The sequence below is a fragment of the Nocardioides pakistanensis genome (assembly GCF_054781215.1).
Window position 1 is genome coordinate 167,649 of record NZ_BAAGUV010000025.1, and the last position, 24,983, is coordinate 192,631.

Below are 24,983 nucleotides of genomic sequence, written 5' to 3' on the forward strand. Positions count from 1 at the left end.
GCTGATTCTCCTCGTGGTGGTCGCGGCCCTGGTGCGGGGCTGAGATGGCCGAGCCCCTGCTGCGGGTCCTCGCCCGGATGCGTTCGCTGATCCTCGACGACCGGACGCTCGTGCGCGCGGTGGCCTCCGGTCGCCAGAAGGGCCAGACGCCGTGTTGGCGCCGCGTCGAGATGAGGTACGTCGATCTCAAGGCCGGCAGGCACCTCCAGGTCACCGCCTACGACGACACCCAGGCGCACACGTCGAACCACGCCGTGGGCGACGACGCGAAGAACGCCCTCGACGACCTGCTCGACGAGCCGTTCGGGAACTGGCACGTGGACACCGTCACCGAGACCCACCAGGTCCGGGTCACCAAGAAGCTCGCGGCGATGGTGCACACGAGCCCCCGCAAGGTCGCGAGCGAGGACGGCGAGCCGGCCGAGCCGCAGCGCTCGCACGACCGGGCCAAGCCGCGGCTGCTGCCCGAGGACGACCCGGCGCTGGTCGCGGTGGGGATCTCCGACGGGAAGGGCCGGGTGAAGCCCAGCCGGCAGGCGAAGTACCGCCAGGTTGAGGAGTTCCTGCGCACCCTCGGCCCAGCCCTCGACGAGGCGATGTCCTCCGGCCGGCTGCGCACGCCCACGGCCGAGGAGCCGCTGGTGGTCGCGGACCTCGGCTGTGGCAACGCCTACCTGACGTTTGCGGCGCACAGCTACCTCACCCGGGTGCGGGGCCTGCCCGTGCGGATGGTCGGGGTGGACGTGAAGGAGCAGTCCTACCGGCACAGCACCGAGCTGGCCGAGGGCCTCGGCATCGCGGACACGATGACCTTCGTGCAGGGCGACATCGGGTCCGTGGCGCTCGACGAGCGGCCCGACGTCGTACTCGCGCTGCACGCCTGCGACACCGCCACCGACGATGCGCTGGCCCGTGCGGTGCTCTGGGAGGCCTCGCTCGTGCTGGCCGCCCCGTGCTGCCACCACGACATCGCCGCGCAGCTGCGCAGGGTGCCGACCCCGGCGCCGTACTCGCTGTTCACCCGCCACGGGATCCTCCGGGAGCGGTTCGCCGACACGCTCACCGACGCGCTGAGGGCGGGGATCCTGCGGTTGCTCGGCTACCGCGTGGACGTGATCGAGTTCGTGGAGAGCCAGCACACGCCGCGCAACACGCTGCTGCGGGCGGTTCGCACCGGAGCGGCGCCCGGACCGGCCGCGCGGGAGGAGTACGCCGAGCTGGTCCGGACCTGGAACGTCCACCCGCGCCTGGCCGAGCTGCTCGGGGAGCAGCTGGGGGCACGGACCAGTGAGCCGGCTCATTAGGTACGCCGCTGTCGGCGTCGTCGGCCTGCTCGCGATCGCCTCGATCGGCGGGACGGCCTCGCTGGCCCGCTTCGAGCCGGACGGCAACCCTGCCGTGCAGGCCGAGGTGGTCACCACGCTGACCGACGAGGCCGTCGAGGAGTCGTCGGGCCTGGTGGTCCGCGGGGACCTGCTGTTCACCGTCAACGACTCCGGCGACGGGCCCCATGTCTACGCCCTGGACCGGGCGACCGGCGCGGTCACCGACGTCTCGACCTACGACGACGAGGACCCCTTCGACGTCGAGGCGGTCGCCGCGGGACGGCGCGACGCGCTGTGGGTCGGCGACATCGGGGACAACCAGCGGGTGCGTGGCTCGATCCGCGTACACCGGTTCGTGCGGCCGCCCTCGGGCGGTGCCCGTGACGCCAGGCACTACGACCTGAGCTACCCCGACGGACCGCACGACGCAGAGGCGCTGCTCGTCCATCCGCGCACCGAGCGGGTCCTCGTGGTCACCAAGCGCCCGCTGATCGGCGGCGTGGTCTTCCGTGCCCCGCGAAGGCTCCGTGACGGCGGGATGCACCGGCTGGAGCGGGTGGCCGCGGTGCCGGGTTTCATCACCGACGGCGCATTCTTCCCGGACGGCCGGCACGTCGTGCTCCGCACCTACGGCACGGCAGCGGTCTACACCTACCCCGCCTTCCGACCCGTGGGCGAGGCGTTCGAGCTCCCCCTGCAGGACCAGGGGGAGGGGATCGCGGTGGGTGCGGACGGCCGGCTGTATTTGAGCTCGGAGGAGGTGCCCTCGGAGATCCTCGCGATGGAGCTGCCCGACCAGGTGGCCGCGGCGATGTCGCCGCCTGCTGCCGAGCCGGACGACACCGTGGCAGAGGACGACCCCGCCCCCGAGGCCGCAGGGTCTGCGGACGGGGACGGGGCCGACGAGCCGGACCGGCCGGGCCCGGGCCGACCGCGCGGCTACGTGCTCGCCGCGGTCGTCGGCACCGGCCTGGTCGCGCTCCTGGTCAGAGCTTCTCGACGACGTAGTCGACGCAGGCGGTGAGCGCCTCGACGTCGGCCGGGTCGATCGCGGGGTACATCGCGATCCGCAGCTGGTTGCGGCCGAGCTTGCGGTAGGGCTCGACGTCGACGATCCCGTTGGTCCGCAGGGTCTTGGCGACCGCTGCGGCGTCGATCGCCTCGTCGAAGTCGACGGTGCCGATCACCAGCGAGCGGTGCTCGGGGTTCTCGACGTACGGCGTGGTGTACGACGTACGCTCGGCCCAGCCGTAGAGCCGGTTCGAGCTGTCCGTCGTACGCCCGACCGCGAAGTCCAGGCCGCCCTGGCTGTTGAACCAGTCGAGCTGCTCGGCCATCAGGAACAGCGTCGCGATCGCCGGGGTGTTGTAGGTCTGGTTCTTCAGCGAGTTGTCGATCGCGGTCGGCAGGTCGAAGAACGCCGGGACCCAGCGGTCGGTCGCGGCGATCTCGGCGGCCCGGTCGAGTGCGGCCGGTGACATCACCGCGATCCAGAGGCCGCCGTCGGAGGCGAAGCACTTCTGGGGCGCGAAGTAGTAGGCGTCGACCTGCTCGATGTCGACCGGCAGGCCGCCGGCCCCCGAGGTGGCGTCGACCAGCACCAGCGCGCCCTCGTCGGCGCCCTCGACGCGCTTGACGGGGGCCATCACGGCGGTCGAGGTCTCGTTGTGCGCCCAGGCGTAGGCGTCCACGCCGGCCTCGGCCTTGGGCTCGGGGCGGCTGCCGGTGGCCGACTCGATCACCGTCGGGTCGGCGAGGAACGGAGCGGCCTTGGCGGCCTTCGCGAACTTCGAGGAGAACTCGCCGAAGGAGAGGTGCTGGCTCTTCTCGCGGATCAGGCCGAAGGTGGCGATGTCCCAGAACGCGGTGGCACCGCCGTTGCCGAGGACGACCTCGTAGCCCTCCGGGAGGCTGAACAGGTCCCGGACGCCCTCGCGCACGCGACCGACCAGGTTCTTCACCGGGGCCTGGCGGTGCGAGGTGCCGATCAGGGAGGTGCCGGTCGCGGCGAGCGCCTCGACGGCCTCGGTGCGGACCTTGGACGGGCCGGCGCCGAAGCGGCCGTCGGCGGGCTTGAGCGAGTCGGGGATGGTGATCGCGTCGGTCACGGAGAAACCTCGTATCGTCGAGTGGAGTGTGACCTGACCTCGTTGTCAGTGGAGCGCGCGCGTGGTGCGGCGTCTCGGTGGCCCTATTGTGTCACCTCGCAGGCACCATCCACGAAACGGGGGAACGCCATGAGCAACCACACACCGCCTCCTGGGCAGGACGGCCCTGCCTCGGCCCGGGCGCGGCACCGCACCCTGTTCCGGGTGCTCGGGATCGTGTCCATGGGTATCGCGATCACCCTGATCGCGATCTCCTTCTACGACTTCTTCACCTTCGGCTCGGAGACGGCGGCCGAGACGAGCTCGGGGGCACCCTTCGACATCGGCGGGATGGACGAGGGCGTCGACGAGGGGCCCACCAAGATGTGGATGTTCTTCGTCGCGCTCCCGTTCTTCCTCGCCGGCGGCTTCCTGCTCAACCTCGGGTTCGCGGGAGCGCACGCGAAGTACATGGCCGGGGAGTACTCCCCGGCGATCCAGAGCGTCTCGCGCGACCTCGGCATGCGGTCAGAGGCCTCTGGCGCCGGTCCGTACTGCCGAAGCTGCGGCACGCAGAACGACGCCGATGCGCGCTTCTGCGACAGCTGCGGCGCGTCGATGGGGGCCTGACCGCCGGTGGAGCTGCGTCCGGTCAGGTTCACCCACCCCGACGCCGTCGCCCTGGTCGACCAGGTGCAGGCGGAGTACGTCATGCGCTACGGCGGACCGGACGAGACCCCGCTGGACCCGGCCATGTTCGACGCCCCGGCCGGTGCGTTCTTCGTCGGCTACCTGTCCGACGAGCCGGTGGCGATGGGCGGCTGGCGGTTCCGGTCCGACGTGTCCGCCTTCGACCGGGTGCCGGTCACCGAGATCAAGCGGATGTACGTCGCTCCGCGGGCACGTCGCCGGGGACTGGCCCGGCTGGTGCTCGACCACCTGGAGGGCGCCGCACGCGACGCCGGCGCGGCCGTCATGGTGCTCGAGACCGGCATCGAGCAGCCCGAGGCGATCGCGCTGTACCTGTCCTCGGGCTACAGCCCCGTCGAGGGGTTCGGGCACTACAAGGACTCGCCGAAGTCGAGGTACTACGGCAAGCTCCTCTGACCCGCGGTCAGGCGGAGGCCGGGGCCGAACGGCCACCCGGCATGGCCCGCTCGGGCCGGGCCGGGGTGGGAGAGACGGGTCACATCGGGGCGTTCGGGTCCATAACGGGCGCGGGATCGACGTACCGTCGAGGGGTGGGGGGAACGCCGGGCTCCCCGAAGTCCGCCCGGCATCACGACGTAGAGGTCCCGGACATGGAACTGCTTCTCCTCGGCGTGGCCGCGCTCGTCGCGCTCACGGCCCTTCTCGTGCACCGTCGGATCCAGGTGGTCGCCTGGGACCGCGAGCTTCGCAGCGCCTTCGGCGAGAGCGAGCGCCGCGAGATCTCCCGGCGGCGCGTGCTCTAGCAGCCGTCGGACCGGTGGTCTCGAAACAGGACCATCGGCCCGGCATTCCGGGCCCTCCAGACGATCCGGGCCGCCGGCTCCCGCGCGGACGATGAGACATCGGCGTCCGCAACGGGGGAGGAACCCAATGTCGAGACCGGCAACCGTCGCCGGGGCCGCGGTGACCGCGGTCCTCGCAGTCGTCGGCGTGAGCACCCCGGCGGTCGCCGCCGTCCCCGAGCCTCCGCTCCAGGAGCACGCCGCGCGCCCAGGACACGGTGAGCAAGCCGACCACGGTGAGCGCGCCGAGCACGAGCACGTGGATCCGTCCCCGCCGAGCCCCTCGGACGCGCACGACGAGGGCGCACACGACGGCGGAGCGCACGAGGGCGCAGACGACGGGGATGCGCACGACGAGGGCACGCACGGCGCCGGGCCGGGCGGTGCGCCGGCTGAGGAGGCGGGGCACGGCGACCACGGCCCAGCCCCTGCCCACGTGGAGCCCGCGACGCGCTCGTTGGTGCTCAGCGGATTCGGGGCGGTGAACGCTGCGGTGCTGGTCGCCGCCGCCGTGCTGGGCCGGCGTACACCCCGCCGCGGCCGTCGGAGCCGGCGGTGAGCGCCCCGGCCCGGGTCCGGGAGCAGGTGGGCGATCGCAGCCTGCTCGACAACCGGTTCGTGTCCTCGGTGGTCCGCAGCCGCTGGTACCCGGCGGTCTTCCAGATCCCGGTGGCCGCCGTGTTCGGCCTCGTCGCCTACGAGCTCCTCACCGGTCCGGCCACGGCGCACGACAACGCCGGCACGGCGCTGATGTGGGTGCTCTGGTGGCCGGTCGTCCCCATCACGTTCCTGCTCGTCGGGCGGTTCTGGTGTGCCGTCTGCCCGTTCGCGACGCTGAGCGACCTCGTGCAGCGTGTCGTCGGCCTCCACCGGCCGGTGCCGAGGTTCCTCAAGGTGTACGGCATCTGGGTGATCGACGCCTCGTTCATCGCGATCACCTGGGCCGACCACGTGTGGGGCATCGTCGGCTCGCCGTGGGGGTCGGGGGTGCTGCTGCTGCTCCTCACCACCGCCGTCGTCGTCAGCGGCGCCTTCTTCCAGCGACGGACGTTCTGCCGCTACCTCTGCTTCCTCGGTGGTCTCTCCGGCAACTACGCCCGGGCCGGCATGGTGCAGCTGCGCACGGACCCCGAGATCTGCGCGACCTGCACCTCGCGAGCCGCGTGCTACAACGGCACCGCGACCACGGCGCCGTGCCCGCTGTTCACCTTCCCGCGGACCATGGACAGCATGGCGAACTGCAACCTGTGCGCCAGCTGCGTGAAGTCCTGCCCGCACGACGCCATCGCGATCACGGTCCGTCCGCCCGCCAAGGAGCTGTGGCTGATCGGCCGGGCCAGGATCGAGGAGTCGTTCCTGGCGATGGCGATCATGGGCATCGTCTTGATCCAGAACGTCACCATGCTCGGCGTCTGGCAGGACTTGCTGGACTGGATCGCCGCACGCACGGGGGTCACCAGCTACCCGGTGATCTTCACCTTCGCGTTCGCGGTGGCCGTGGCCCTGCCGGTCGGGGTGCTCTGGGCTGCGGCCCGTATCGCCGCCCCGGCCAGCCGGGAGAGCGTGAAGCAGAACTTCGCCCGGTTCGGCTACGCGCTCATCCCGCTCGACGTGGCCGCCCACCTCGCGCACAACCTGTTCCACCTGCTCGCCGAGGGCAAGTCGGTCCTCTACACCGTCGGGGGCATCTTCGGCGGCTCGGCCCAGGGGTCGGCGGCGATCGTCGGGACGGGCACGATCCAGGTCCTGCAGTACGCCTTGCTCGCGCTCGGCGCGGGCCTCTCGGTCTACACCGCTCGCAGGATCTCGCTCGCGCGGCACGGTGACGGGCCGCGTGCCCGAGCCGTCGCCGCGCCGATGGTAGGCACGGTGTTGCTGTTCGCCGCCGTCAACGCCGTGTTCTTCGCGCTGCCGATGGCGCACCGGATGTAGCCGAGGCCCGCGGGTCGCGTACGGTCACGACCAGGCCGGGTTCCAGCCCTCGACCTCCTCGGCCTTGCGTGGGCCGGGGCCGACGTACTTGGCCGACGGCCGGATCAGCCGGCCGGTGCGCTTCTGCTCGAGGATGTGCGCCGACCAGCCACCGGTGCGGGCGCAGGTGAACATCGAGGTGAACATGTTGCTCGGCACCTCGGCGAAGTCCAGGACGATCGCGGCCCAGAACTCCACGTTGGTCTCGAGCACGCGGTCCGGCCGGCGCTCGCGCAGCTCGGCGAGCGCGGCCTTCTCCAGCGCCTCGGCCACCTCGTAGCGGGGAGCGGCGAGCTCCTGCGCGGTGCGGCGCAGCACCCGGGCGCGGGGGTCCTCGGCGCGGTAGACTCGGTGGCCGAAGCCCATCAGCCGCTCGCCGTTGTCGAGCAGCTCCTTGACGTAGGCGCGGGCGTCGCCGCGCTCCTCGACGTCGCGGATCATGCCGAGCACGCGGGAGGGCGCGCCACCGTGCAGGGGGCCGCTCATCGCGCCGATCGCTCCGGAGAACGCCGCGGCCACGTCGGCGCCGGTGGAGGTAATCACCCGCGCGGTGAAGGTGGAGGCGTTCATGCCGTGCTCGGCGGCGGAGCTCCAGTAGGCGTCGATCGCCTTGACGTGCTTGGGGTCGGCCTCGCCCTTCCAGCGGATCATGAACTTCTCCGCGAGGGTCTCGCCCTTGTCGACCTCGCGCTGCGAGACGACCGGCTTGTCGAGCCCGCGCGCCGCCTGGGCGGCGTACGACAGCACCATCACCGCGACGCGGCTGAGGTCCTCGCGGGCCTGCTCGTCGCTGATGTCGTAGGTCTGGCGCATCCCGAACGCGGGCGCCAGCATCGCGACGGCGGCCTGGACGTCGACGCGGATGTCGCCGGTGTGGATCGGGATGTTGTACGGCTCGGCGGGCGGCAGGCCGGGCTCGTACCTGCCGTCGATCAGCAGGCCCCAGACCTTCTCGAACGGCACCCGGCCGACAATGTCCTCGATGTCGACGCCGCGGTAGCGCAGCGCGGAGCCTTCCTTGTCGGGCTCGGCGATCTCGGTCTCGAACGCGACGACGCCCTCAAGGCCGTGCTGAACCTCGCTCATGGTGACTCCTTTGTCTGCAGGTGGCTCAGCGACGCATTCTGCACCTCCGGGTCCGGGCGCGTCACTTCGGGCGCTCTGTGCGGGGCACTAGATTCGCCTCGTGGACTCCCGAGAGCTCAGTGACCTGCGCCGCGAGTACGCCGGCGGCGGCCTCGACGAGGCCGACCTCGAGCCGGATCCGGTGGCGATGTTCCGCCGTTGGATGCAGGACGCGCTGCGTGCCGGGCTGTTCGAGCCGAACGCCTTTGTGCTCTCGACCGTGGACGCGGACGGTACGCCGAGCTCGCGGATCGTGCTGCTCAAGGGGCTCGACGAGCGGGGCTTCGTGTTCTTCACCAACTACGCCTCGCGCAAGGGGCGGGAGCTCGCCGCGAACCCTCGAGCGGCGGCGCTCTTCCCCTGGCACCAGCTCGAGCGGCAGGTGCGCGTCGAGGGCACCGTGTCGCGGCTGAGCGATGCCGAGAACGACGCCTACTTCGCCACCCGCCCGCGCGCCTCGCAGGTGGGTGCCTGGGCCTCGCCGCAGTCGCTGGTGGTCCCCGACCGGCTCACCCTGGACCGGGGGTACGACGAGCAGCTCACCCGGTTCGGCGAGGACGACGTGCCGCGCCCGGAGCACTGGGGCGGCTACTGCGTCGCACCGCAGAGCGTGGAGTTCTGGCAGGGCCGGCTCGGCCGGATGCACGACCGGCTGCGCTACCGCCGTACCGGGGACGACACGTGGGCGATCGAGCGCCTGGCGCCGTAGCCGCCCGGACAGCAGACGACCCGCAGGCGGTTGCGGCTCCTCAGGGATGAGGTCGCTCTCCGGGCGGACGTCCCGGAGCACCTGCGGGTCGGGTGACTGCTTGGTATTGCCAGCTGCTCACCGTCGTCGGGAAGCACAGTCGTGCTGGCCGGTGCGCTGCTAGCGAGCAGCCACCTCACGAGTCCGTAAAGAATTCACTTCTGGACCACCTCCCTTCTCGTGTGCGTCAAAAGTACGTCGCGTCCCGGGTGGCCACAAGCGGTTATCCGCGCCGCAGGGGACTTGGTTGCAGGCGACAACTAGTTCAGCTATAGTTGCCGCCGGCAACCATCGCGGGCCGCCCTTCACGCCGCCCGACCGACTTCACGAACCCCCGAGGACCAGAGCTCTTGACACCACCCGTCTCCACCGCGAGCGCAGCCACGACACCGATGACCCACCGCGACGTCCTCAAGGCGCTCTCCGGCCTGCTCCTCGCGCTCTTCGTGGCGATGCTCTCCTCGACCGTGGTCGCCACCGCGCTGCCGCGGATCGTGGCCGACCTGGGCGGCACCGGTTCCGGCTACACCTGGGTGGTGGTGGCGACCCTGCTGACGATGACCGCGACCACGCCGCTGTGGGGCAAGCTCGCCGACCTCTACAGCAAGAAGCTGCTCGTGCAGACCGCGCTGCTGGTCTACCTCGCGGGATCGGTGGTCGCCGGGCTGACGCCGAGCATGGAGGTGCTGATCGGCGCCCGTGCGGTGCAGGGGATCGGCATGGGTGGCCTGACCGCGCTGGTCCAGGTGGTGATCGCGACGATCGTCACCCCGCGGGAGCGGGGCCGCTACTTCGGCTACCTCGGCGCGGTCTTCGCCGTGGCCACGGTCAGCGGACCGCTGATCGGTGGCCTCATCGTCGACACGCCTTGGCTCGGCTGGCGGTGGACCTTCTTCGTCGGTGTCCCGTTCGCGGCAGTGGCCTTCGCGGTGCTCCAGAAGACCCTGCACCTCCCCAGCCAGCGGCGCGCGGTCTCCATCGACTTCCTCGGTGCGCTGCTGATCTCGGCAGGCGTCTCGGTGCTGCTGATCTGGGTGTCGCTGGCGGGCACGAGCTTCGCCTGGGCCTCGGTGGAGACCACCGTCCTGGTCTCGGCCGGCGTCGCGCTCCTGGTCGCCTTCGTCTACGCCGAGACCAAGGTCGCCGACCCGATCATCCCGCTGCGGCTGTTCCGCGATCGCACGACCAGCCTCGCGGTGTTCGCCTCGGTGATGGTCGGGGTGTCGATGTTCGGCTCGACGGTGTTCCTGACCCAGTACTTCCAGATCGCCCGCGGGATGTCGCCGACGGCCGCCGGTCTGATGACGCTCTGCATGGTCGGCGGCACCCTGGTCTCCAGCATCGTCAGCGGCCGGCTGATCGCCCGCACCGGAGTCTGGAAGCGCTACATCGTCGGCGGGGCCGTGCTGCTGCTCGCCGGCCTCGGGCTGCTCGGCCTCATCGACGACGCGATCAGCCTGGTCGAGGTCGGGGCGTTCATGGCGGTGCTCGGCATCGGCATGGGTGCGGTGAACCAGAACCTGGTCCTCGTCGTCCAGAACAACGCCGCGCAGGCCGACATGGGCGCGGCCAGCTCGCTGGCGGCGTTCTTCCGGACCATGGGCGGCTCGATCGGCGTCTCCGCGCTCGGTGCAGCCCTCAGCCACCAGGTGGTGGCCGGGGTGACCCGGGGGATGGGCCGGCTCGGCGTGCCGGTCGCCGGCGGTGGCGACAGCGCGGCCGCCGTGCCCGACATGACGACCCTCGAGGGACCGGTCCGGCAGGTGTTCGAGACCGCGTACGCCGACGCTACGGGACACATCTTCTGGCTGGCCGTTCCGTTCGCGCTGCTCGCCCTGGTCGCGGTGATCCTGATCCCCGAGGCCCCGCTGCGTACGACGATCGAGCGGGCCGACGAGCTGGAGCAGCGTCGTGAGACCCGGCAGCCTGCCGGCGTCCTCGCCGAGCCGGCCTGAGACGCTGGCTGCCATGACCCCCTCGCCGGAGGCCGCCAGGTCCGAGTCGCTGCTGCGCATCGAGCGCGAGCTCGGGTCGCTGATCCACCGGGTGCGCCGCCGTACGGTGCGCAACGCCGCAGCGGTCCACCCCGACCTGCTGCCGGCCGCCTTCCCGGTGCTGATGTTCGTCGTCGACCACGACGGGGTGCGCGCCGCGGACGTGGTCGACCACTTCGGTGTCGACAAGGGTTCGGTGAGCCGGCACGTCGTCCACCTGCAGGAGCTCGGTCTGGTGAGCCGGGCCTGCGACCCCGAGGACCGGCGGGCGCAGACCATCGTCGCCACCGGCGAGGGCCGGGCCCGGGTTGCGGCGGCCCGCGCCGCGCGGCGCGAGGAGATCGCCGGCCAGCTCAGCGACTGGACCGCCGCCGACCTCGGGGCCCTGGCCGACGCGCTGGCGCGCTACAACGCCGCGCTCACCGCGAACGAGCCGTCCCAGCCCTGACGTCCGGTCAGGCGGGGCGGAACCAGGCGGCGGCGTCGGGCGGGAGCTGCCCGTCGACCAGCGGCGCGCTGGAGAGCACCAGCTCGCCGGCCTCGACCGGGACCGGGGCGGCCTCGGTGCCGCAGTTGAGCGCACAGACCAGCCCGCCGCCGCGGACGAACGCCAGCGTGTCCGGGGCGCTGTCGAGCAGCGTCACCTCGTCGGGCAGGTCGTCGGTGACCTCGCGCCGGGTGCGCAGGGCCAGCTTGTAGAAGCTCAGCGTCGAGTCCGGGTCGCCCTCCTGTGCGGCGGCCGTCACCGCTGCCCACGACGCCGGCTGCGGCAGCCACGGCTGGCCCTCGCCGGGTCCGAACCCGAACGGCGGCTCGTCGCCGGACCACGGGATGGGCACCCGGCAGCCGTCGCGGCCGACGCCGCCGCCGCGCAGCCAGGTGGGGTCCTCCCGGTCCTCGGGGGCGACCTCGACCTCCTCCAGGCCGAGCTCCTCGCCCTGGTAGATGTAGGCGCCGCCGGGTAGCGCGAGCATCGTCAGCAGCGCAGCCTTGGCGCGGGCGAGTCCCTCGGCCCCGCCGCCGTACCTCGTCACGTGCCGCACCACGTCGTGGTTGGACAGCACCCAGGTGGCCGCGGCGCCGGCGAGGCCCACGGCGTGCAGGCTCTCCTCGACCACCCCGCGGAACGCCTTCGCCGACCACGGCGCCTGCAGCCAGTGGAAGTTGAACGCCTGCTGCAGCTCGTCGGGCCGGATGTAGCGGGCCATCGACTCGGGGGTGTCGGTCCACGCCTCGGCCACGGCCATCCGGTCGCCGTCGTACTCGTCGAGGATCTGCCGCCACCGCCGGTAGACGTCGTGCACCTGCGGCTGGTCCCACATCGGGAACGTCTCGCCGGGCTGGAGGTCGGCCATCTCCTCCGGTGTGTAGAGGCCGTGCGCCACGTCGATCCGGAAGCCGTCGACGCCGCGGTCGAGCCAGAACCGCAGGATCGACTCGAACTCCGCGCCGACCGCCGGGTTCCACCAGTTCAGGTCGGGCTGGGTGACGTCGAACATGTGGAGGTACCACTGCCCGTCGGCGACCCGGGTCCAGGCCGGTCCGCCGAAGACCGACTTCCAGTTGTTGGGCGGCTCCGCGCCGTCGGCGCCCTTGCCGTCGCGGAAGACGTAGAGGTCGCGCTCGGGGCTGCCCGGAGCGGCACGCAGCGCCTGCTGGAACCACTCGTGCTCGATCGAGGTGTGGTTGGGCACCAGGTCGACGATCACCCGCAGACCGAGCTCGTGGGCGCGGGCCAGCATCGAGTCGAAGTCGTCGAGCGAGCCGAACAGCCGGTCGACGTCGCGGTAGTCGGCGACGTCGTAGCCGTGGTCGTTCTGCGGGGACGTGTAGAACGGCGTGATCCACACCGAGTCGACGCCCAGCCCGGCCAGGTAGGGCAGCCGCTGCTCGATCCCGGTCATGTCCCCGATGCCGTCGCCGTCGGAGTCGGCGAAGCTGCGGATGTAGATCTGGTAGCACACGGAGTGCTTCCACCAGGGGCTGGTCGCGGGCGTCTCGGATCGGATTTGCACGTTCCAATCCCAGGGCAGCAAGCGGGTTCTGTCAAACCGGGGGGTACGGCGGTCGGCCCGCCGTGACGGGTCAGCCGAAGGCGGCCGGGTCGATCTCGATCCACACGTGCCGGGCCCGGGCGACGATCCGCCCGTCGGAGTCGTACATGGTCGAGGCCGTGAACGTCTTGCGCCCCGAGGACGACAGCTCGGCGCCGACCACGACGTGCGGCTCGCCGACGACGGGCAGCGCGTCGACGTGCGCTGCGATCCGGCCCAGCACCATCGGGCGGCCCTCGAGGTCGGTCGCCCAGCCGCCCACGCAGTCCAGCGCCGCCCACGCGGTGGCGAGGCCGACCCGCTGGACGCCGACGTCGAGCAGGTCCGAGGCGACCGCGAGGCCGGCGTGCGGGGTCCACGTCGCGGCGACCCGGCCGTCGCCGACCGGCCCGGGGAAGATCCGGAGGCCGTCGCCCTCCTCCCGATCCACCCCGCACACGAAGCAGCGCGGGAACGGGTGCGAGCGGAAGCCGGGATAGCCGGCCGACGCCTCGACGGCCTGGGCGGGGGAGACCTGCTCCACCGCGGTGAGCTCCTCGTCGGTGCACCGCGCCTCGGCCACCAGCTCGTCACCGGCGAGCAGCCGGGCGGCTCCGGCGTCCGGGTGCGCGACGGTCAGCGCGGTGTCCAGCGGCGGTGGCTTGCGCAGGGTCACCTCGACCACCGTGCACGCGGGGTCGCCGTCGGCGCGGCTCGCGAGGCGCTCGGCGAGCAGGCCGGCGGTGTAGCCGCCGTTGCCCGAGCTCGTCGGGCCGCAGAACCGGGCCGGGATCTCCAGGGCGCTGTCAGTGGCGGGCATCGTGCATCAGCTCTTCATCCGCTCCAGTCGGGCGAGCGCCTCCCGGCGCTCCTCGGCGTGGTAGACGAGCGGCGGCGGGTACCCGTCGGGTGGGCCACCGGGCCGCTTCCACGGCTCATGAATGTACGCCGTCTCGACGTCGGCGAGCTCGGGGACCCACCGGCGGACGTAGTCGCCGCGCGGGTCGAGCCGCCGGCCCTGCGTGGTCGGGTTGAAGACCCGGAAGTACGGCGCCGCGTCGGTGCCGCTGCCGGCGACCCACTGCCATCCGTGCTGGTTCGAGGCGAGGTCGGCGTCGACCAGCAGGTGCATGAAGTGCCGGGCGCCGTGCTGCCACTCCAGGTGCAGGTCCTTGACCAGGAAGCTGGCCACGATCATCCGCACCCGGTTGTGCATCCACCCGGTTGCGCGGAGCTGGCGCATCCCGGCGTCCACGACCGGGTAGCCGGTGCGTCCCTCCTGCCAGGCGGCGAAGTCGTCGGCGGGCTCGTCGTACTCCATCGCCTTGAGCTGCGGGCGAAGGTAGTCGCGGGCGCTGTCGGGGCGGTGGTGCAGGACGTCTGCGTAGAACTCGCGCCAGGCCAGCTCGTTGCGGTACGCCGTGGCGCCGGGGCCCGGGCGGGCGGCGAGGTCGGCGAGCAGGGTGCGTGGATGGACCTCGCCCCACTTCAGGTGCACCGACATCCGCGACGTGCCGTCGAGGTCGGGACGGTCACGGTCCTCGTCGTACGCCTCGACGTCGTCGAGGAACGCGCGCCACCGCCGGAGTGCGGCTGTCTCGCCGGCCGGCGGCAGGGTCATCCCGTCCGGCGCAGGCGCTTCGGGGATGCCGTGGGAGGATGCGGCGACCCAGGGCTGGTCCCCGGCCGGCGGCTCGGCCGGGGCCCGCCACCCGTGCTCGGCCCACGCCTTCGCGAACGGCGTGAAGACCTGGTAACCGGCGCCGCTGCCGTTGCGCACCCGGCCCGGTGCCACGGCGTACGGCGACCCGGTCGCCCGCAGCTCGACGCCGGTCGCGGCGAGCGCGGCACCGACCGCCTCGTCGCGCTGCCGGCCGTAGGGACCGAAGTCCGCGGCGACGTGCACGCTCGCGGCCCCGACCTCCGCCGCGACGCGCGGCACCTCGACCGCCGGGTCGCCGTGGCGTACGACGAGCCGCCCGCCGGTGCACTCGTCGAGCGCCACCAGGGACCGCGCCAGGTACGCCCGGCGGGCCGGGCCGGCGGGGCCCCACAGGCGCGGGTCGACGACGAAGAGCAGCAGCACCTCGAGGGCCGCGTCGCAGGCCGCGAGCAGGGCCGGGTTGTCGGCCAGACGGAGGTCGCGCCGGAACCACATCACGGCGGGAGCAGGAGGTGCGTTCATGGATGGGCCACAATATGCGGGTGAGCGACCTGATCGACACCACCGAGATGTACCTCCGCACGATCTTCGAGCTGCAGGAGGAGGGCATCGTGCCCCTGCGCGCGCGGATCGCCGAGCGGCTCCACCAGAGCGGCCCGACGGTCAGCCAGACCGTGGCCCGGATGGAGCGCGACGGGTTGCTCACCGTCGAGGGCGACCGGCACCTCCAGCTCACCGACGAGGGGCACCGGATCGCCACCCGAGTCATGCGCAAGCACCGGCTCGCCGAGCGGCTGCTCACCGACGTGATCGGTCTGGACTGGGAGCTCGTGCACGCCGAGGCGTGCCGCTGGGAGCACGTGATGTCGGAGACCGTGGAGCGGCGCCTGATCGAGCTGCTCGACCACCCCACCGAGTCGCCCTACGGCAACCCGATCCCCGGCCTCGAGGAGCTCGGCGAGGACACCCAGCGCGAGGAGTTCCGCGACGGCGTCGAGCCGCTCGCCGACGTCGTCCGGCCCGGGGCCGAGGTGCGGGTGATGGTCCGCCGGATCAGCGAGCCGCTCCAGCTCGACGAGGCGCTGATGACCGCGCTGCGCCGGGTCGGCGCGCTGCCCGACAAGGTGGTCACCGTGGCGGCCGGGGCCGAGGGCGTGCTGGTCGGCAGCGGCGGGGAGACCGCCGAGATCGACCGCGCCGCTGCGGCGCACGTGTTCGTCCGCAGGCTCTGACCCTCGTCCGGCGCGAGCACGACTCGCCGGTGCGGACCTGCCCGTCTCGTTATCGGGTCGTTCTGGTTGGATGGGACGCATGATGCGGGAGGGAAGGCAGGTCGACGTCGTCGGCCTGACCAAGATGTTCGGCCACCTCAAGGCCGTGGACGACCTGACGTTCTCGGTGCGTCCGGGACTGGTCACCGGGTTCCTCGGCCCCAACGGGTCGGGCAAGACCACCACGCTGCGCTGCCTGCTCGGGCTGCTGAACCCCACGTCGGGCACGACGACGATCGGCGGGGTTCCCTACCGCGAGCTCGACGACCCGATCGGCACGGTCGGCGCCGCGCTGGAGGCCTCGAGCTTCCACCCCGGGCGCTCGGCGAAGGCGCACCTGGAGGTGATGGCGATCGGGGCCGGCAAGGACCCGGCCCGTGCCATGGACATGCTCGCCCAGGTCGGTCTCGCCGAGGTGGCCGGCAAGCGCGTCGGCGGTTTCAGCCTGGGCATGCGGCAGCGGCTCGGCCTCGCGGCGGCGCTGCTCGGTGACCCGGAGGTGCTGATCCTCGACGAGCCGGCCAACGGCCTGGACCCGGCCGGCATCGCCTGGCTGCGACAGTTCCTGCGCGCGCTCGCCGCTGAGGGACGCACGGTGCTGGTCTCCTCCCACGTGCTCAGCGAGGTCCAGCAGACCGTCGACGAGGTCGTCGTGCTCTCCCGGGGCCGTCTGGTCCGGCAGGGCACGCTCGCCGACCTCGACAGCGGACCGCGCGAGGTGCTGGTCCGCACGCCCAGCCCCGAGCAGCTGCGTGACGCGCTCGCGGACGGGCCGATGACCGTGGTCGGCACCGACGACGAGGGCCGCCTGCGGGTGGCCGGCGGCACCACGCAGCAGGTGGGCCACGCGGCGTTCACCGCCGGCGTGGAGCTGCACGAGCTGGTCGCCGAGGCCAGCCATCTGGAGCGGGTGTTCCTGGAGCTGACCGAGGGAGGCCACGCATGACCGCGCTGGTGCGAGCCGAGTTCAAGAAGATCGCCTCCACCCGGCTGTGGTGGGGCCTGCTGATCGGGGCGCTGGTCTTCGTCGCCCTCCAGTCCGGCGTCACCGCCGGGTTCTCCGGCATGGACGCCGGTGCCGGGCAGACCATGCCCGGGCCGGAGACGCCCGAGGCGATCCGGTCGATCTACCCGCTGGGGATGTTCACCGGCACCTACATGTTCGCGCTCGTGCTCGGCATCACCGGGATGACCGGCGAGTACCGCTACCAGACGATCACCTCGACCTTCCTGGTCTCCCCGCGCCGGGCCCGGATCGTGGGCGCGAAGATCCTCGCCCACGCCGTGATGGGCGTGGTCTACGCGATCGCCGGGCTGATCGTGGCCTTCGTCGTCGGCGGGGTGGTGCTGGCGATCCGCGGCTACGGTCTCGGCCTCGGCGCCGACCGGCTCTGGCCGACGGTGGCCCTGTCGGTGGTCGCGATCGCGGTGTGGACGGTGGTCGGCCTCGGCGTCGGCACGCTGATCCGCAGCCAGATCGTCGCGATCGTGGTCGGCATCCTGTTCACGTTCCTGATCGAGCCGCTGGTCACGGTCGTGGCCTCGGCGACCGACACCGACTGGATCGCGAAGTGGCTGCCGAGCAACGCCTCGTCGGCGCTGATGTCGCCCGGCGACACGATGCTGGACTACCTCGACTGGTGGGCCGGTGGGCTCGTGCTGCTCGGCTACGGGCTGGTGCTGGCCGGGATCGGGGTCTGGCTCTCGGTGCGCCGCGACGTCTCCTGACCCGCCAGCGCGGTCAGGAAGCCCGCGCAGCCGGAGTCGACCTTGTACGTCGCCAGCTCGTCGCCGCGGGTCGGTCCCCGGTTGACGATCACCACGGGGATGCCGAGCTTGTGGGCGTGCCGGGCGAACCGGAAGCCCGACAGCACGGTGAGCGAGGACCCCGCCACGAGCAGGGCGTCGGCCGCCTCGACGGCGTCGAAGCAGCGCTGCACGCGCGGCTTGGGGACGTTCTCGCCGAAGAACACCACGTCCGGCTTGAGCACCCCGCCGCAGCGCAGGCACGCCGGGACGACGAAGCCGTCGGTGTCGTCGAGCTCGACGTCGCCGTCGGGGCGCATCGCCAGGTGGGCGTGGTGCTCGGCGTACCCGGGGTTCACCGCGGCCATCCGCTCCTGCAGCGACGCACGGCTGCTCTGCTCGCCGCAGGCCAGGCAGACGACGTCGGCGATCCGACCGTGCAGCGCCAGCGCGCGGCTCCCGGCCCGCTCGTGCAGCCCGTCGACGTTCTGGGTGATCAGCAGCGGCACCCGGCCGGCGGCCTCGAGCCGAGCGAGGGCGTGGTGGGAGGGGTTGGGCTCGGCGTGGCGCATCCGGCTCCAGCCGAGGAAGGAGCGTGCCCAGTAGCGCTGTTGGGCACGGGGGCCGGAGACGAACTCCGCGTAGGTCATCGGCCGGCGGACCGGGGCGCCGGGCCCGCGGTAGTCGGGGATGCCGGAGTCGGTGCTCACCCCGGCGCCGGTCAGCACGGTGAACCGGCGGGAGGCGAGGAGTTCGAGCGCGGCCTGCACCACGCCAGCGTACGTGGACGATCCGGACAGGATCGGTCTGGACCTCGCACCGATTCGGCAACTCCGCGGTCGGACACGAGGATTCGCGCCTACCCTGGTGCCTCATGCGATTCGAATGGGTGCAGGTGTCGGCAGCAGCCCTCGTCACCGGGGTGATGGCGCTCGTCCTCGCCCAGATGCTGAACCCTGGCGGCAACGAGAACTCGCCGTCCGCGCAGCTCCTCGTCGCGGCGGAGTACCCGGGTCGCTGGCTGGCGATGAGCATCCTCTTCTTCGGCGCCGCCGCCGCGATCGTGCTCGGCACTCCGTCGATCCTCATGCTGTTCCAGGACAAGCGGGGTCGCGGCCTCGGGGTCCTCGGCGTGGTGGCACTCGCGATCGGCTGCGTGGGTGTCGGCGGACTCGCCGCGCTGATGCTGATGTTCCGGGCCCTCGCGATCAAGGCGCTGGAGCAGGGCCAGGCCTCGGCGACGGAGATGGAGCTGGTCACCTCGGCCCTGGACGAGAGCGGTCTGCAGATCTCGCTGATGGTCTGGGTCTACGGGTTCCTGCTCGGCGTGCTCCTGATCGCGCTCGGCCTGCTGCGGTCCGGCCGCACGCCGGCGTGGGTGCCGGGGCTGCTCTTGGCCTTCCTCGCGATGCAGGTCGTGCTGCCGTTCCTCGGTGGCGGCACCGACGCCCGGGTTGCCTCGGCGCTGGGCCTGATCCTGCTCGCCGGCGGGTTCACCGGGATCGCGACGAACGCCACCTCCCCGCAGAGCCCGGTGCGGATCACCCAGACCCTCGCCGGTCGGTGACCCCGAGCGCTGCCGCGGTCAGGGCTCGACCAACGGCACGAAGGTGTACCACCCGGCCCGGCTGATCTCCGGCTCGCCGTCGGTGCGCCGTACGACGGTCATCCGGCCGCCGACCGGGACCACCATCAGGCCGCCCACCTCGAGCTGGGAGACGAGCTCGACGGGCAGGGTGGTCGCCTGCGCCGAGACCAGGATCCGGTCGTAGGGCGCCCGTTCGGGCAGACCGAGGACGCCCGCCCGGGCCTGTTCGATGCTGGTCCACGCCATGTCGTAGCGGCGCAGGTTGGCGCGCCCCCACTCGGTCAGCTCGGGCACGACCTCCACGCCGACCACCTCGCCCGCGGGACCGACGAGGTCGCCGAGCAGTGCGGTGGTCCAGCCGGAGCCACAGCCGACGTCGAGGACGCGGTGGCCGGGCTGGACGTCGAGCAGCTCGAGCATGTCGCGCACGGTGCTGGGCTGGCTGTTGGTCTGGCCGTGGCCGATCGGGAGCGCGGCGTTCTCCCCGGCGAACCCGTGCTGCTCAGGCGGCAGGAAGTCGACGCGCCGGACGCGCTCGAAGGCGCCCCGCAGCCGGTCCGCGTCGGTCATGGCCATGCGGCCCTCAGGCGTAGCGGGCGGCGGCGCGCTCCCGCGCCTTGGCGGCCTCGACCTCTCGGTTCTTCGGCGCGGCCGAGGTGGTCAGGTCGGCCAGCAGACGTTCGGTGGCCTCGGTGACCTCGCGGACGGCACGGTCGAAGGCGGCCTGGTTGGCCTGGGATGGACGGGTGCTGCCGCTCACCTTGCGGACGTACTGCAGGGCTGCGGCCTGCACCTCCTCGGCGGTCGCGGGTGGCTCGAAGTTGTGCAGGGTGCGGATGTTGCGGCACATGCTGCCGAGCCTACGACGCGGTGTGGCATGGCGCACCTTGTCGCAAACCGGGGCAAGCCGCCAGAGTGGGGGCTCATGAGCCCCCACGACGCGAGCCGCCCCTACGACATCGTCCTCTTCGGCGCGACCGGGTTCACCGGTGGCCTCACCGCTGAGTACCTCGCCCGCAACGCCCCCGACGGCTGCCGGTGGGCACTCGCCGGCCGCAACCGGACCAGGCTGGAAGAGGTCCGCGCGGCGCTCACCGCGATCAACCCCGCCCTCGGGGAGATGCCGCTGCTGCACGCCGACGTCACCGACCCCGGCTCGCTGAAGGAGGTCGCTCAGGCTGCGCGGGTGGTCATCACGACCGTGGGTCCCTACCTGGAGTACGGCGAGCCGCTGGTCGCCGCGTGCGCGGAGGCGGGCACGGACTACGTCGACCTGACCGGCGAGCCGGAGTTCGTCGACCGGATGTACCTCGGCTACCACGAGCAGGCGCAGCAGACCGGAGCGCGGATCGTGCACGCGTGCGGCTTCGACTCGATCCCGCACGACCTCGGGGCGTGGTTCACGGTGCAGCTGCTGCCGCAGGGAGTGCCGGTGAAGCTGCGCGGGATGCTGCGCGCGGGCGGGCGGCTCTCGGGTGGCACCTTCGCCTCGGCGATGACCGCCTTCTCGCGGGCCCGGCAGATGAAGCAGGCCGCGGCCGAGCGTCGTCGCGTCGAGCCGCGACCGGAGGGACGCCGGGTGCGGGCGACGGCCCGGCCGCCGCACCGCGACCCGGAGACCGGCTGGTGGCTCGTGCCGCTCCCGACGATCGACCCGCTCGTGGTGAAGCGGTCCGCGGCGGCGCTCGAGCGCTACGGCCCGGACTTCGAGTACGCCCACTACGCGGCGGTGAAGCACCTCCCGGTCGTCGTCGGCGGGGTCGTCGGCGTCGGCGCGCTGGCCGCGGCCGCGCAGGTGCCGCCGGTCCGCGACTTCCTGATCAAGAAGGTCCCGCAGGGACAGGGGCCCAGCGAGGAGCGGCGGGCACAGTCCTGGTTCGCGATGCGCTTCGTCGGTGAGGCCCGCGGGCACCGGGTCGTGACCGAGGTGTCCGGCGGGGACCCCGGCTACGGCGAGACCGCGAAGATGCTCGCCGAGTCCGCGCTGTGCCTGGCTTTCGACGACAACCCGCCGGTCGCGGGCAACGTGACCACCGCAACGGCCATGGGCGCCAACCTCGTCGACCGCCTGGTCGCCGCGGGCATCAGGTTCGAGGTGCTCGAGAACAGCTAGCCAGGGCACCGGGCAAATCCGGCGAAAACCTGCGCCCGCTTCGGGGGTTACCTACCGTGGGAATCGGGGTAGGGAGCCGGGGTGATGGCACAGTGAGTCCGACGTGGGGGCGTCGCGTCAAGGGTCCTCTGGGGATCCTGGGCGTGCTCCTGCTCGCCCCGATGATCTCCACCTCCGCCGGCCCGGTCGACTCAGCGCCGGCCGCCTCCCGTGACGCGGCCGCGCCGGAGCCGGGCCGCATCGTCTACAGCCTGGCGAGCCGCGCGGGGGCCCGGTCGGCGATCATCGACCAGATCGACTCCGAGACCCTGCTGCAGGAGATCGAGGACGTCGGTTCCGACGACCGCTCGACCAAGGGCATGCGTGCCTGGACGGTCAGCGAGCTGGCCAACCACGACCTTCCGCTCGCGGCCAAGCGGGCCTACCAGCGGGCGGCCGCAGCCATGAGACGCACCGATCCTGGCTGCGAGCTCCCGTGGACGCTGCTGGCCGGCATCGGCCGCGTGGAGTCCGACCACGGCAGGTACGGCGGCGCGCAGCTGAGCACCGACGGGGTGAGCCGGCCGCAGATCATCGGGGTGCGCCTCGACGGCACCGGCCCGGTCGCCGCGATCCGCGACACCGACGGCGGGCGGATCGACCGGGACAAGGCGTGGGACCGTGCCGTGGGGCCGATGCAGTTCATCCCGTCGACCTGGGCGAACGCCGCCCGTGACGGCGACGGCGACGGGCGGATGTCCCCGCACGACATCGACGATGCTGCGGCAGCGGCTGCGTCGTACCTCTGCGCCGGGTCGGGCAGCCTGCGGGACCCGGCGACCCAGGCCGCGGCGATCTTCAGCTACAACCAGGACGACTACTACGTGGCGTTGGTCCAGGCGTTCGAGGTCGGCTACCGCACCGGTGTGTTCGACCTGCCCCCGCCGCCGCCCACCGAGGAGGAGCTGGAGCAGCGCAGGGAGCGGCGTGCGGCCAAGCTCGCGGCGAGGCGTGCGGCGTCTCGTGAGGAGCGGCGCGAGGAGCGACAGGCAGCGGTGCTCGCGGCGCGTCGCGAGGTGCGCGAGGAGCGGCGGGCCGCGAAGGACCGGTCGTCCACTCCCGCGCCCGGCGAGTCGCCCAGCAAGTCGCCCAGCAAGTCGGCCGAGCCCTCGCCGACACCTCGGCCGAGCCCTGAGGCGTCACCGACCCCGACCGAGCAGCCCAAGGACGGTCCGCGCGAGGCCCAAGGCAGGTTCACCGAGTGCGACGGCGGCTACTGTCTCGCCGGCAAGCTGCTCGATCTCGGGGCCGTGGCGCAGCTCGACAAGAAGGCCAACGGCGACTACGACCGCGACGGCGCCGTCGAGAGCAACGGCGACGAGGTCGCGGGGATGCTCGGCCGCAACGTGACCATGGTGGTGGAGGAGATGCCCGACGGCCGGCTCGGGATCCACAGCATCAACGGCCACTCGGTGGCGTGAGGCTGGGCTGAGACCCAGGCTCGGGGGTACACAGGTCACGTGGGACGGATCCGGATCGGCATCTCCGGGTGGAACTACGCCGGCTGGCGCGGCGACTTCTACCCCAAGGGCCTCGTGCAGCGGCTCGAGCTCGCCTACGCCGCTGAACGGATGACGTCGATCGAGGTCAACGGCTCGTTCTACTCCCTGCAGCGCCCGACCAGCTATGCGGCGTGGCGCGCCCAGACCCCGGACGACTTCGTGTTCGCGGTCAAGGGCGGGCGGTTCATCACCCACATGAAGAAGCTCGCCGGGGTGGAGACCGCGCTCGCCAACTTCTTCGCCTCCGGCGTGCTGGCGCTCGGCCCCAAGCTCGGTCCGGTGCTGTGGCAGCTGCCGCCGAACCTCGGGTACGACGAGGCGCGGCTCGCTGCCTTCTTCGACCTGCTGCCGCGGACGACGGCGGCGGCGGCCGAGCTGGCCAAGGGCCACGACGCGAAGGTCCCCGACGACCGTGCCCTGACCGTCGCCGAGGAGGACCGGCCGATGCGCCACGCGTTGGAGGTCCGGCACAGCAGCTTCGCGGTGCCCGAGGCGGTCGAGCTGCTGCGCGCGCACGACATCGCGTTCGTCGTCGCCGACACCGCCGGCCGGTGGCCGCTCGTCGAGGAGGTCACCAGCGACCACATGTACGTCCGGCTCCACGGCGACACCGAGCTCTACACCAGCGGGTACACCTCCGAGGCCCTCGACCGCTGGGCGGAGAAGGTGTGCCGGTGGGCCGAGCAGGGCCAGGACGTGTACGTCTACTTCGACAACGACGCCAAGGGCTACGCGCCGCACGATGCGCTCGGGCTCATCGAGCGGGTCGGGGAGCGGGTGCCGGCACCGTAGGCTCGCCGGTGTGAAGCTCTTCCATGGGGCCCTGCCCTCGCACGATGTCGTCGTTGATCGGGTCGTCGCTTCTCAGGTCATCGCTTCGGGGGCCGCCGCTGGCGAGGGCGCCGCCGCTGGAGTCGCCACTGGCGGGGGCGCCGCGCAGGCGCTGGAGATGGCGCTCGCTCAGGCGATGATGCGGCGTGTCAGCCGTGGCGACGCCGGTGAGATGCTGCGGGTGTACCAGCCCTCGGGAGCGGCAGTCGCCTTCGGCCGGCGCGACGTGCGCCTTCGGGGCTTCGACGCCGCCGTGGCCGCCGTACGACGGGCAGGGTTCGAGCCCTGCGTGCGCGCGCCCGGTGGACGCGCGGTGGCGTACACGTCGCAGGCGCTGGTCGTCGACCACGTCAGCCCCGACCCGGAGTGGCCCTCGGGACTGGAGGCCAGGTTCGGCGAGTTCGGTGAGCTCTGGACCGGTGTCCTCAGCGGCCTCGGGATCGACTCGCGCGTGGGCGAGGTGCCGGGGGAGTACTGTCCCGGCTCGCACAGCATCAACGCCCGTGGCAGGGTGAAGCTGGTCGGGACCGCGCAACGGATGGTGCGCGAGGCGTGGCTGTTCAGTGCGGTGCTGGTGGTAGACGGGGCCGCCGAGCTGCGGCCCGTGCTGCGCGATGTGTACGGCGCGCTGGAACTGCCGTTCGACGACGGTTCCGTCGGGTCGGTTTCCGAGGAAGTGGCCGGGGTCGCGGTGTCCGACGTCGAGGAGGCGCTGCTCTCGGCGTACGACTCCCGCTACGGGCTGACCCCCGATGAGCTCTCCCCGGAGCTGGTCGAGGAGGCTCGGGCGCTGCTGCCCGACCACGTGGTCTGACAGGCGGCTACGACGTCCTACTGCGGCTCTCGAGCATGCTCGTTCGCAGTCAGCAGGTGCCGGGTGATGACGGGCCGCGCGGCCGCCGCGGCGACAGACCGCTCAGCAGATCCCGGACCGCTTCGGGCTGGAGGTTCTCCGTAGCGATCCGGTCCAAGGAGACCCACTCCGGGGAGTAGTGGTTCTGGTCCGACTGGACGAGGGCCTCTGGACCGCCGACCTCCATGGGGCCCGCTTCGACCGACACCAGGAAGTAGTGCGCAGTCCGGTCCTGGTGTGTGATCGTCCAGAGGTGCCGGTCCGCGACGCCACGGAGGCCGGTCTCCTCCCGGAGCTCGCGGATCACGGCGTCGCCGGGCTCCTCGCCGGGCTCGACACCGCCGCCGGGAAGCACGCAGTAGCTCTCGCTGTACTTGAGGCGGCGCAGCACGAGAAGGCTGTCGCCATCGAGGACAACGGCGACTGCACGGTCCGCCAGGTCGGCCACAGCCACGGACTGTAGCTGCCGATGGAGGGCGCCGGGGAGCGAACGTATCGGGAAGGAGCCGGAGGCCCGATGGCTCCAACCGGGCGGCTCAGACGGCGTGGAGGAGTTCGAGGAGGTGGCGTTCCATGTGGCTGGCTTGTGCGGGGTCGGGGG

The 24,983-nt window shown here is 72.2% G+C and carries 27 protein-coding genes; 18 read left to right on the forward strand and 9 right to left on the reverse strand.

Translation table 11 applies throughout. From position 1 onward, the window contains the following. Nucleotides 1–44 precede the first annotated feature (44 nt). Nucleotides 45–1,304: a class I SAM-dependent methyltransferase gene (locus ACYVIH_RS12055; RefSeq protein WP_460869650.1), complete on the forward strand. Its 1,260-nt coding sequence runs from the start codon at nucleotides 45–47 to the stop codon at nucleotides 1,302–1,304. Continuing rightward, nucleotides 1,288–2,349: an SdiA-regulated/phytase-like domain-containing protein gene (locus ACYVIH_RS12060; protein WP_460869653.1), complete on the forward strand. Its 1,062-nt coding sequence runs from the start codon at nucleotides 1,288–1,290 to the stop codon at nucleotides 2,347–2,349. The genes ACYVIH_RS12055 and ACYVIH_RS12060 overlap by 17 nt, the downstream gene beginning before the upstream one ends. Here ACYVIH_RS12060 and serC read toward each other — a convergent pair. Further along, the gene (gene serC / locus ACYVIH_RS12065; protein ID WP_460869655.1) at nucleotides 2,312–3,433 is read right to left on the reverse strand and encodes a phosphoserine transaminase; all 1,122 of its coding nucleotides are present in this window, start codon (nucleotides 3,431–3,433) and stop codon (nucleotides 2,312–2,314) included. The two genes, ACYVIH_RS12060 and serC, sit on opposite strands and share 38 nt — an antisense overlap. 129 nt (nucleotides 3,434–3,562) lie before the next feature. Here serC and ACYVIH_RS12070 point away from each other — a divergent pair, with 129 nt between their 5' ends. The 5 genes from ACYVIH_RS12070 to ACYVIH_RS12090 all read left to right on the forward strand — a co-directional run bounded on the left by ACYVIH_RS12070 (nucleotide 3,563) and on the right by ACYVIH_RS12090 (nucleotide 6,837). Continuing rightward, entirely contained in the window at nucleotides 3,563–4,042 is a 480-nt protein-coding gene (locus ACYVIH_RS12070; RefSeq protein ID WP_460869657.1) for a zinc-ribbon domain-containing protein, read from the forward strand. A gap of 6 nt (nucleotides 4,043–4,048) precedes the next feature. Continuing rightward, nucleotides 4,049–4,519 (forward strand): GNAT family N-acetyltransferase, encoded by a 471-nt coding sequence (locus tag ACYVIH_RS12075; RefSeq protein WP_460869659.1) that lies wholly within the window; start codon nucleotides 4,049–4,051, stop codon nucleotides 4,517–4,519. Nucleotides 4,520–4,713: 194 nt separating this feature from the next. After that, a complete protein-coding gene (locus ACYVIH_RS12080; RefSeq protein ID WP_460869661.1) occupies nucleotides 4,714–4,866 on the forward strand; it encodes a hypothetical protein in 153 nt (50 codons plus the stop codon). A 127-nt stretch (nucleotides 4,867–4,993) separates the two neighbouring features. Continuing rightward, nucleotides 4,994–5,464: a hypothetical protein gene (locus tag ACYVIH_RS12085; RefSeq protein ID WP_460869664.1), complete on the forward strand. Its 471-nt coding sequence runs from the start codon at nucleotides 4,994–4,996 to the stop codon at nucleotides 5,462–5,464. Then, nucleotides 5,461–6,837: a 4Fe-4S binding protein gene (locus tag ACYVIH_RS12090; RefSeq protein ID WP_460869666.1), complete on the forward strand. Its 1,377-nt coding sequence runs from the start codon at nucleotides 5,461–5,463 to the stop codon at nucleotides 6,835–6,837. Before ACYVIH_RS12085 ends, ACYVIH_RS12090 begins: the two co-directional genes overlap by 4 nt. A gap of 24 nt (nucleotides 6,838–6,861) precedes the next feature. On the opposite strand, the gene ACYVIH_RS12095 is transcribed toward ACYVIH_RS12090, so the two are convergent. After that, nucleotides 6,862–7,962, reverse strand: a complete 1,101-nt coding sequence (locus tag ACYVIH_RS12095) for a citrate synthase 2 (protein ID WP_460869668.1) — start codon at nucleotides 7,960–7,962, stop codon at nucleotides 6,862–6,864. A gap of 100 nt (nucleotides 7,963–8,062) precedes the next feature. On the opposite strand from ACYVIH_RS12095, the gene pdxH reads away from it, so the two are divergent. From pdxH to ACYVIH_RS12110, 3 genes are all read left to right on the forward strand, one after another. Next, nucleotides 8,063–8,710 carry a pyridoxamine 5'-phosphate oxidase gene (gene pdxH / locus ACYVIH_RS12100; protein WP_460869670.1) on the forward strand — a complete coding sequence of 216 codons (648 nt, stop codon included), beginning with the start codon at nucleotides 8,063–8,065 and terminating at the stop codon, nucleotides 8,708–8,710. Between the two features lie 431 nt (nucleotides 8,711–9,141). After that, nucleotides 9,142–10,704: an MFS transporter gene (locus ACYVIH_RS12105; protein WP_460869673.1), complete on the forward strand. Its 1,563-nt coding sequence runs from the start codon at nucleotides 9,142–9,144 to the stop codon at nucleotides 10,702–10,704. 13 nt (nucleotides 10,705–10,717) lie between these two features. Beyond that, nucleotides 10,718–11,191, forward strand: coding sequence for a MarR family winged helix-turn-helix transcriptional regulator (locus tag ACYVIH_RS12110; RefSeq protein WP_460869675.1), 474 nt, complete (start codon nucleotides 10,718–10,720; stop codon nucleotides 11,189–11,191). Between the two features lie 7 nt (nucleotides 11,192–11,198). Here ACYVIH_RS12110 and ACYVIH_RS12115 read toward each other — a convergent pair whose 3' ends face one another. The 3 genes from ACYVIH_RS12115 to ACYVIH_RS12125 form a co-directional block, all read right to left on the reverse strand. After that, nucleotides 11,199–12,758 carry a glycoside hydrolase family 13 protein gene (locus ACYVIH_RS12115; protein WP_460869677.1) on the reverse strand — a complete coding sequence of 520 codons (1,560 nt, stop codon included), beginning with the start codon at nucleotides 12,756–12,758 and terminating at the stop codon, nucleotides 11,199–11,201. A gap of 70 nt (nucleotides 12,759–12,828) precedes the next feature. Next, nucleotides 12,829–13,596, reverse strand: coding sequence for a hotdog family protein (locus ACYVIH_RS12120; RefSeq protein ID WP_460869679.1), 768 nt, complete (start codon nucleotides 13,594–13,596; stop codon nucleotides 12,829–12,831). 6 nt (nucleotides 13,597–13,602) lie between these two features. After that, nucleotides 13,603–14,961, reverse strand: coding sequence for a cryptochrome/photolyase family protein (locus tag ACYVIH_RS12125; RefSeq protein WP_460869681.1), 1,359 nt, complete (start codon nucleotides 14,959–14,961; stop codon nucleotides 13,603–13,605). A 20-nt stretch (nucleotides 14,962–14,981) separates the two neighbouring features. Between ACYVIH_RS12125 and ACYVIH_RS12130 the strand changes: the two genes are divergently transcribed. The 3 genes from ACYVIH_RS12130 to ACYVIH_RS12140 all read left to right on the forward strand — a co-directional run bounded on the left by ACYVIH_RS12130 (nucleotide 14,982) and on the right by ACYVIH_RS12140 (nucleotide 17,438). After that, nucleotides 14,982–15,671: a metal-dependent transcriptional regulator gene (locus ACYVIH_RS12130; RefSeq protein WP_460869684.1), complete on the forward strand. Its 690-nt coding sequence runs from the start codon at nucleotides 14,982–14,984 to the stop codon at nucleotides 15,669–15,671. 79 nt (nucleotides 15,672–15,750) lie between these two features. Further along, nucleotides 15,751–16,656: an ABC transporter ATP-binding protein gene (locus tag ACYVIH_RS12135; RefSeq protein ID WP_460869687.1), complete on the forward strand. Its 906-nt coding sequence runs from the start codon at nucleotides 15,751–15,753 to the stop codon at nucleotides 16,654–16,656. Next, on the forward strand, nucleotides 16,653–17,438 hold the full coding sequence (locus ACYVIH_RS12140; protein WP_460869689.1) for an ABC transporter permease: 786 nt from the start codon (nucleotides 16,653–16,655) through the stop codon (nucleotides 17,436–17,438). The genes ACYVIH_RS12135 and ACYVIH_RS12140 overlap by 4 nt, the downstream gene beginning before the upstream one ends. Here the strand turns inward: ACYVIH_RS12140 and ACYVIH_RS12145 are convergent. Further along, nucleotides 17,378–18,226: an NAD-dependent protein deacetylase gene (locus tag ACYVIH_RS12145; RefSeq protein ID WP_460869692.1), complete on the reverse strand. Its 849-nt coding sequence runs from the start codon at nucleotides 18,224–18,226 to the stop codon at nucleotides 17,378–17,380. The two genes, ACYVIH_RS12140 and ACYVIH_RS12145, sit on opposite strands and share 61 nt — an antisense overlap. 104 nt (nucleotides 18,227–18,330) lie before the next feature. On the opposite strand from ACYVIH_RS12145, the gene ACYVIH_RS12150 reads away from it, so the two are divergent. After that, entirely contained in the window at nucleotides 18,331–19,023 is a 693-nt protein-coding gene (locus ACYVIH_RS12150; protein WP_460869694.1) for a hypothetical protein, read from the forward strand. A gap of 18 nt (nucleotides 19,024–19,041) precedes the next feature. On the opposite strand, the gene ACYVIH_RS12155 is transcribed toward ACYVIH_RS12150, so the two are convergent. Together ACYVIH_RS12155 and ACYVIH_RS12160 are read right to left on the reverse strand one after the other, a co-directional pair. Continuing rightward, nucleotides 19,042–19,620, reverse strand: a complete 579-nt coding sequence (locus ACYVIH_RS12155; protein WP_460869696.1) for a protein-L-isoaspartate O-methyltransferase family protein — start codon at nucleotides 19,618–19,620, stop codon at nucleotides 19,042–19,044. A gap of 7 nt (nucleotides 19,621–19,627) precedes the next feature. Then, on the reverse strand, nucleotides 19,628–19,894 hold the full coding sequence (locus ACYVIH_RS12160) for a DUF2277 domain-containing protein (RefSeq protein WP_460869698.1): 267 nt from the start codon (nucleotides 19,892–19,894) through the stop codon (nucleotides 19,628–19,630). 75 nt (nucleotides 19,895–19,969) lie between these two features. Between ACYVIH_RS12160 and ACYVIH_RS12165 the strand changes: the two genes are divergently transcribed. From ACYVIH_RS12165 to ACYVIH_RS12180, 4 genes are all read left to right on the forward strand, one after another. Beyond that, complete coding sequence (locus ACYVIH_RS12165; RefSeq protein WP_460869700.1) at nucleotides 19,970–21,157, forward strand: saccharopine dehydrogenase family protein; 1,188 nt, start codon at nucleotides 19,970–19,972, stop codon at nucleotides 21,155–21,157. Between the two features lie 92 nt (nucleotides 21,158–21,249). Beyond that, complete coding sequence (locus ACYVIH_RS12170; protein ID WP_460869702.1) at nucleotides 21,250–22,617, forward strand: lytic transglycosylase domain-containing protein; 1,368 nt, start codon at nucleotides 21,250–21,252, stop codon at nucleotides 22,615–22,617. Nucleotides 22,618–22,656: 39 nt separating this feature from the next. Then, complete coding sequence (locus ACYVIH_RS12175; RefSeq protein ID WP_460869704.1) at nucleotides 22,657–23,490, forward strand: DUF72 domain-containing protein; 834 nt, start codon at nucleotides 22,657–22,659, stop codon at nucleotides 23,488–23,490. Nucleotides 23,491–23,500: 10 nt separating this feature from the next. Further along, nucleotides 23,501–24,343: a lipoate--protein ligase family protein gene (locus tag ACYVIH_RS12180; protein ID WP_460869706.1), complete on the forward strand. Its 843-nt coding sequence runs from the start codon at nucleotides 23,501–23,503 to the stop codon at nucleotides 24,341–24,343. A gap of 49 nt (nucleotides 24,344–24,392) precedes the next feature. On the opposite strand, the gene ACYVIH_RS12185 is transcribed toward ACYVIH_RS12180, so the two are convergent. Further along, nucleotides 24,393–24,830, reverse strand: coding sequence for an NUDIX domain-containing protein (locus ACYVIH_RS12185; protein ID WP_460869708.1), 438 nt, complete (start codon nucleotides 24,828–24,830; stop codon nucleotides 24,393–24,395). Between the last annotated feature and the right edge of the window lie 153 nt (nucleotides 24,831–24,983).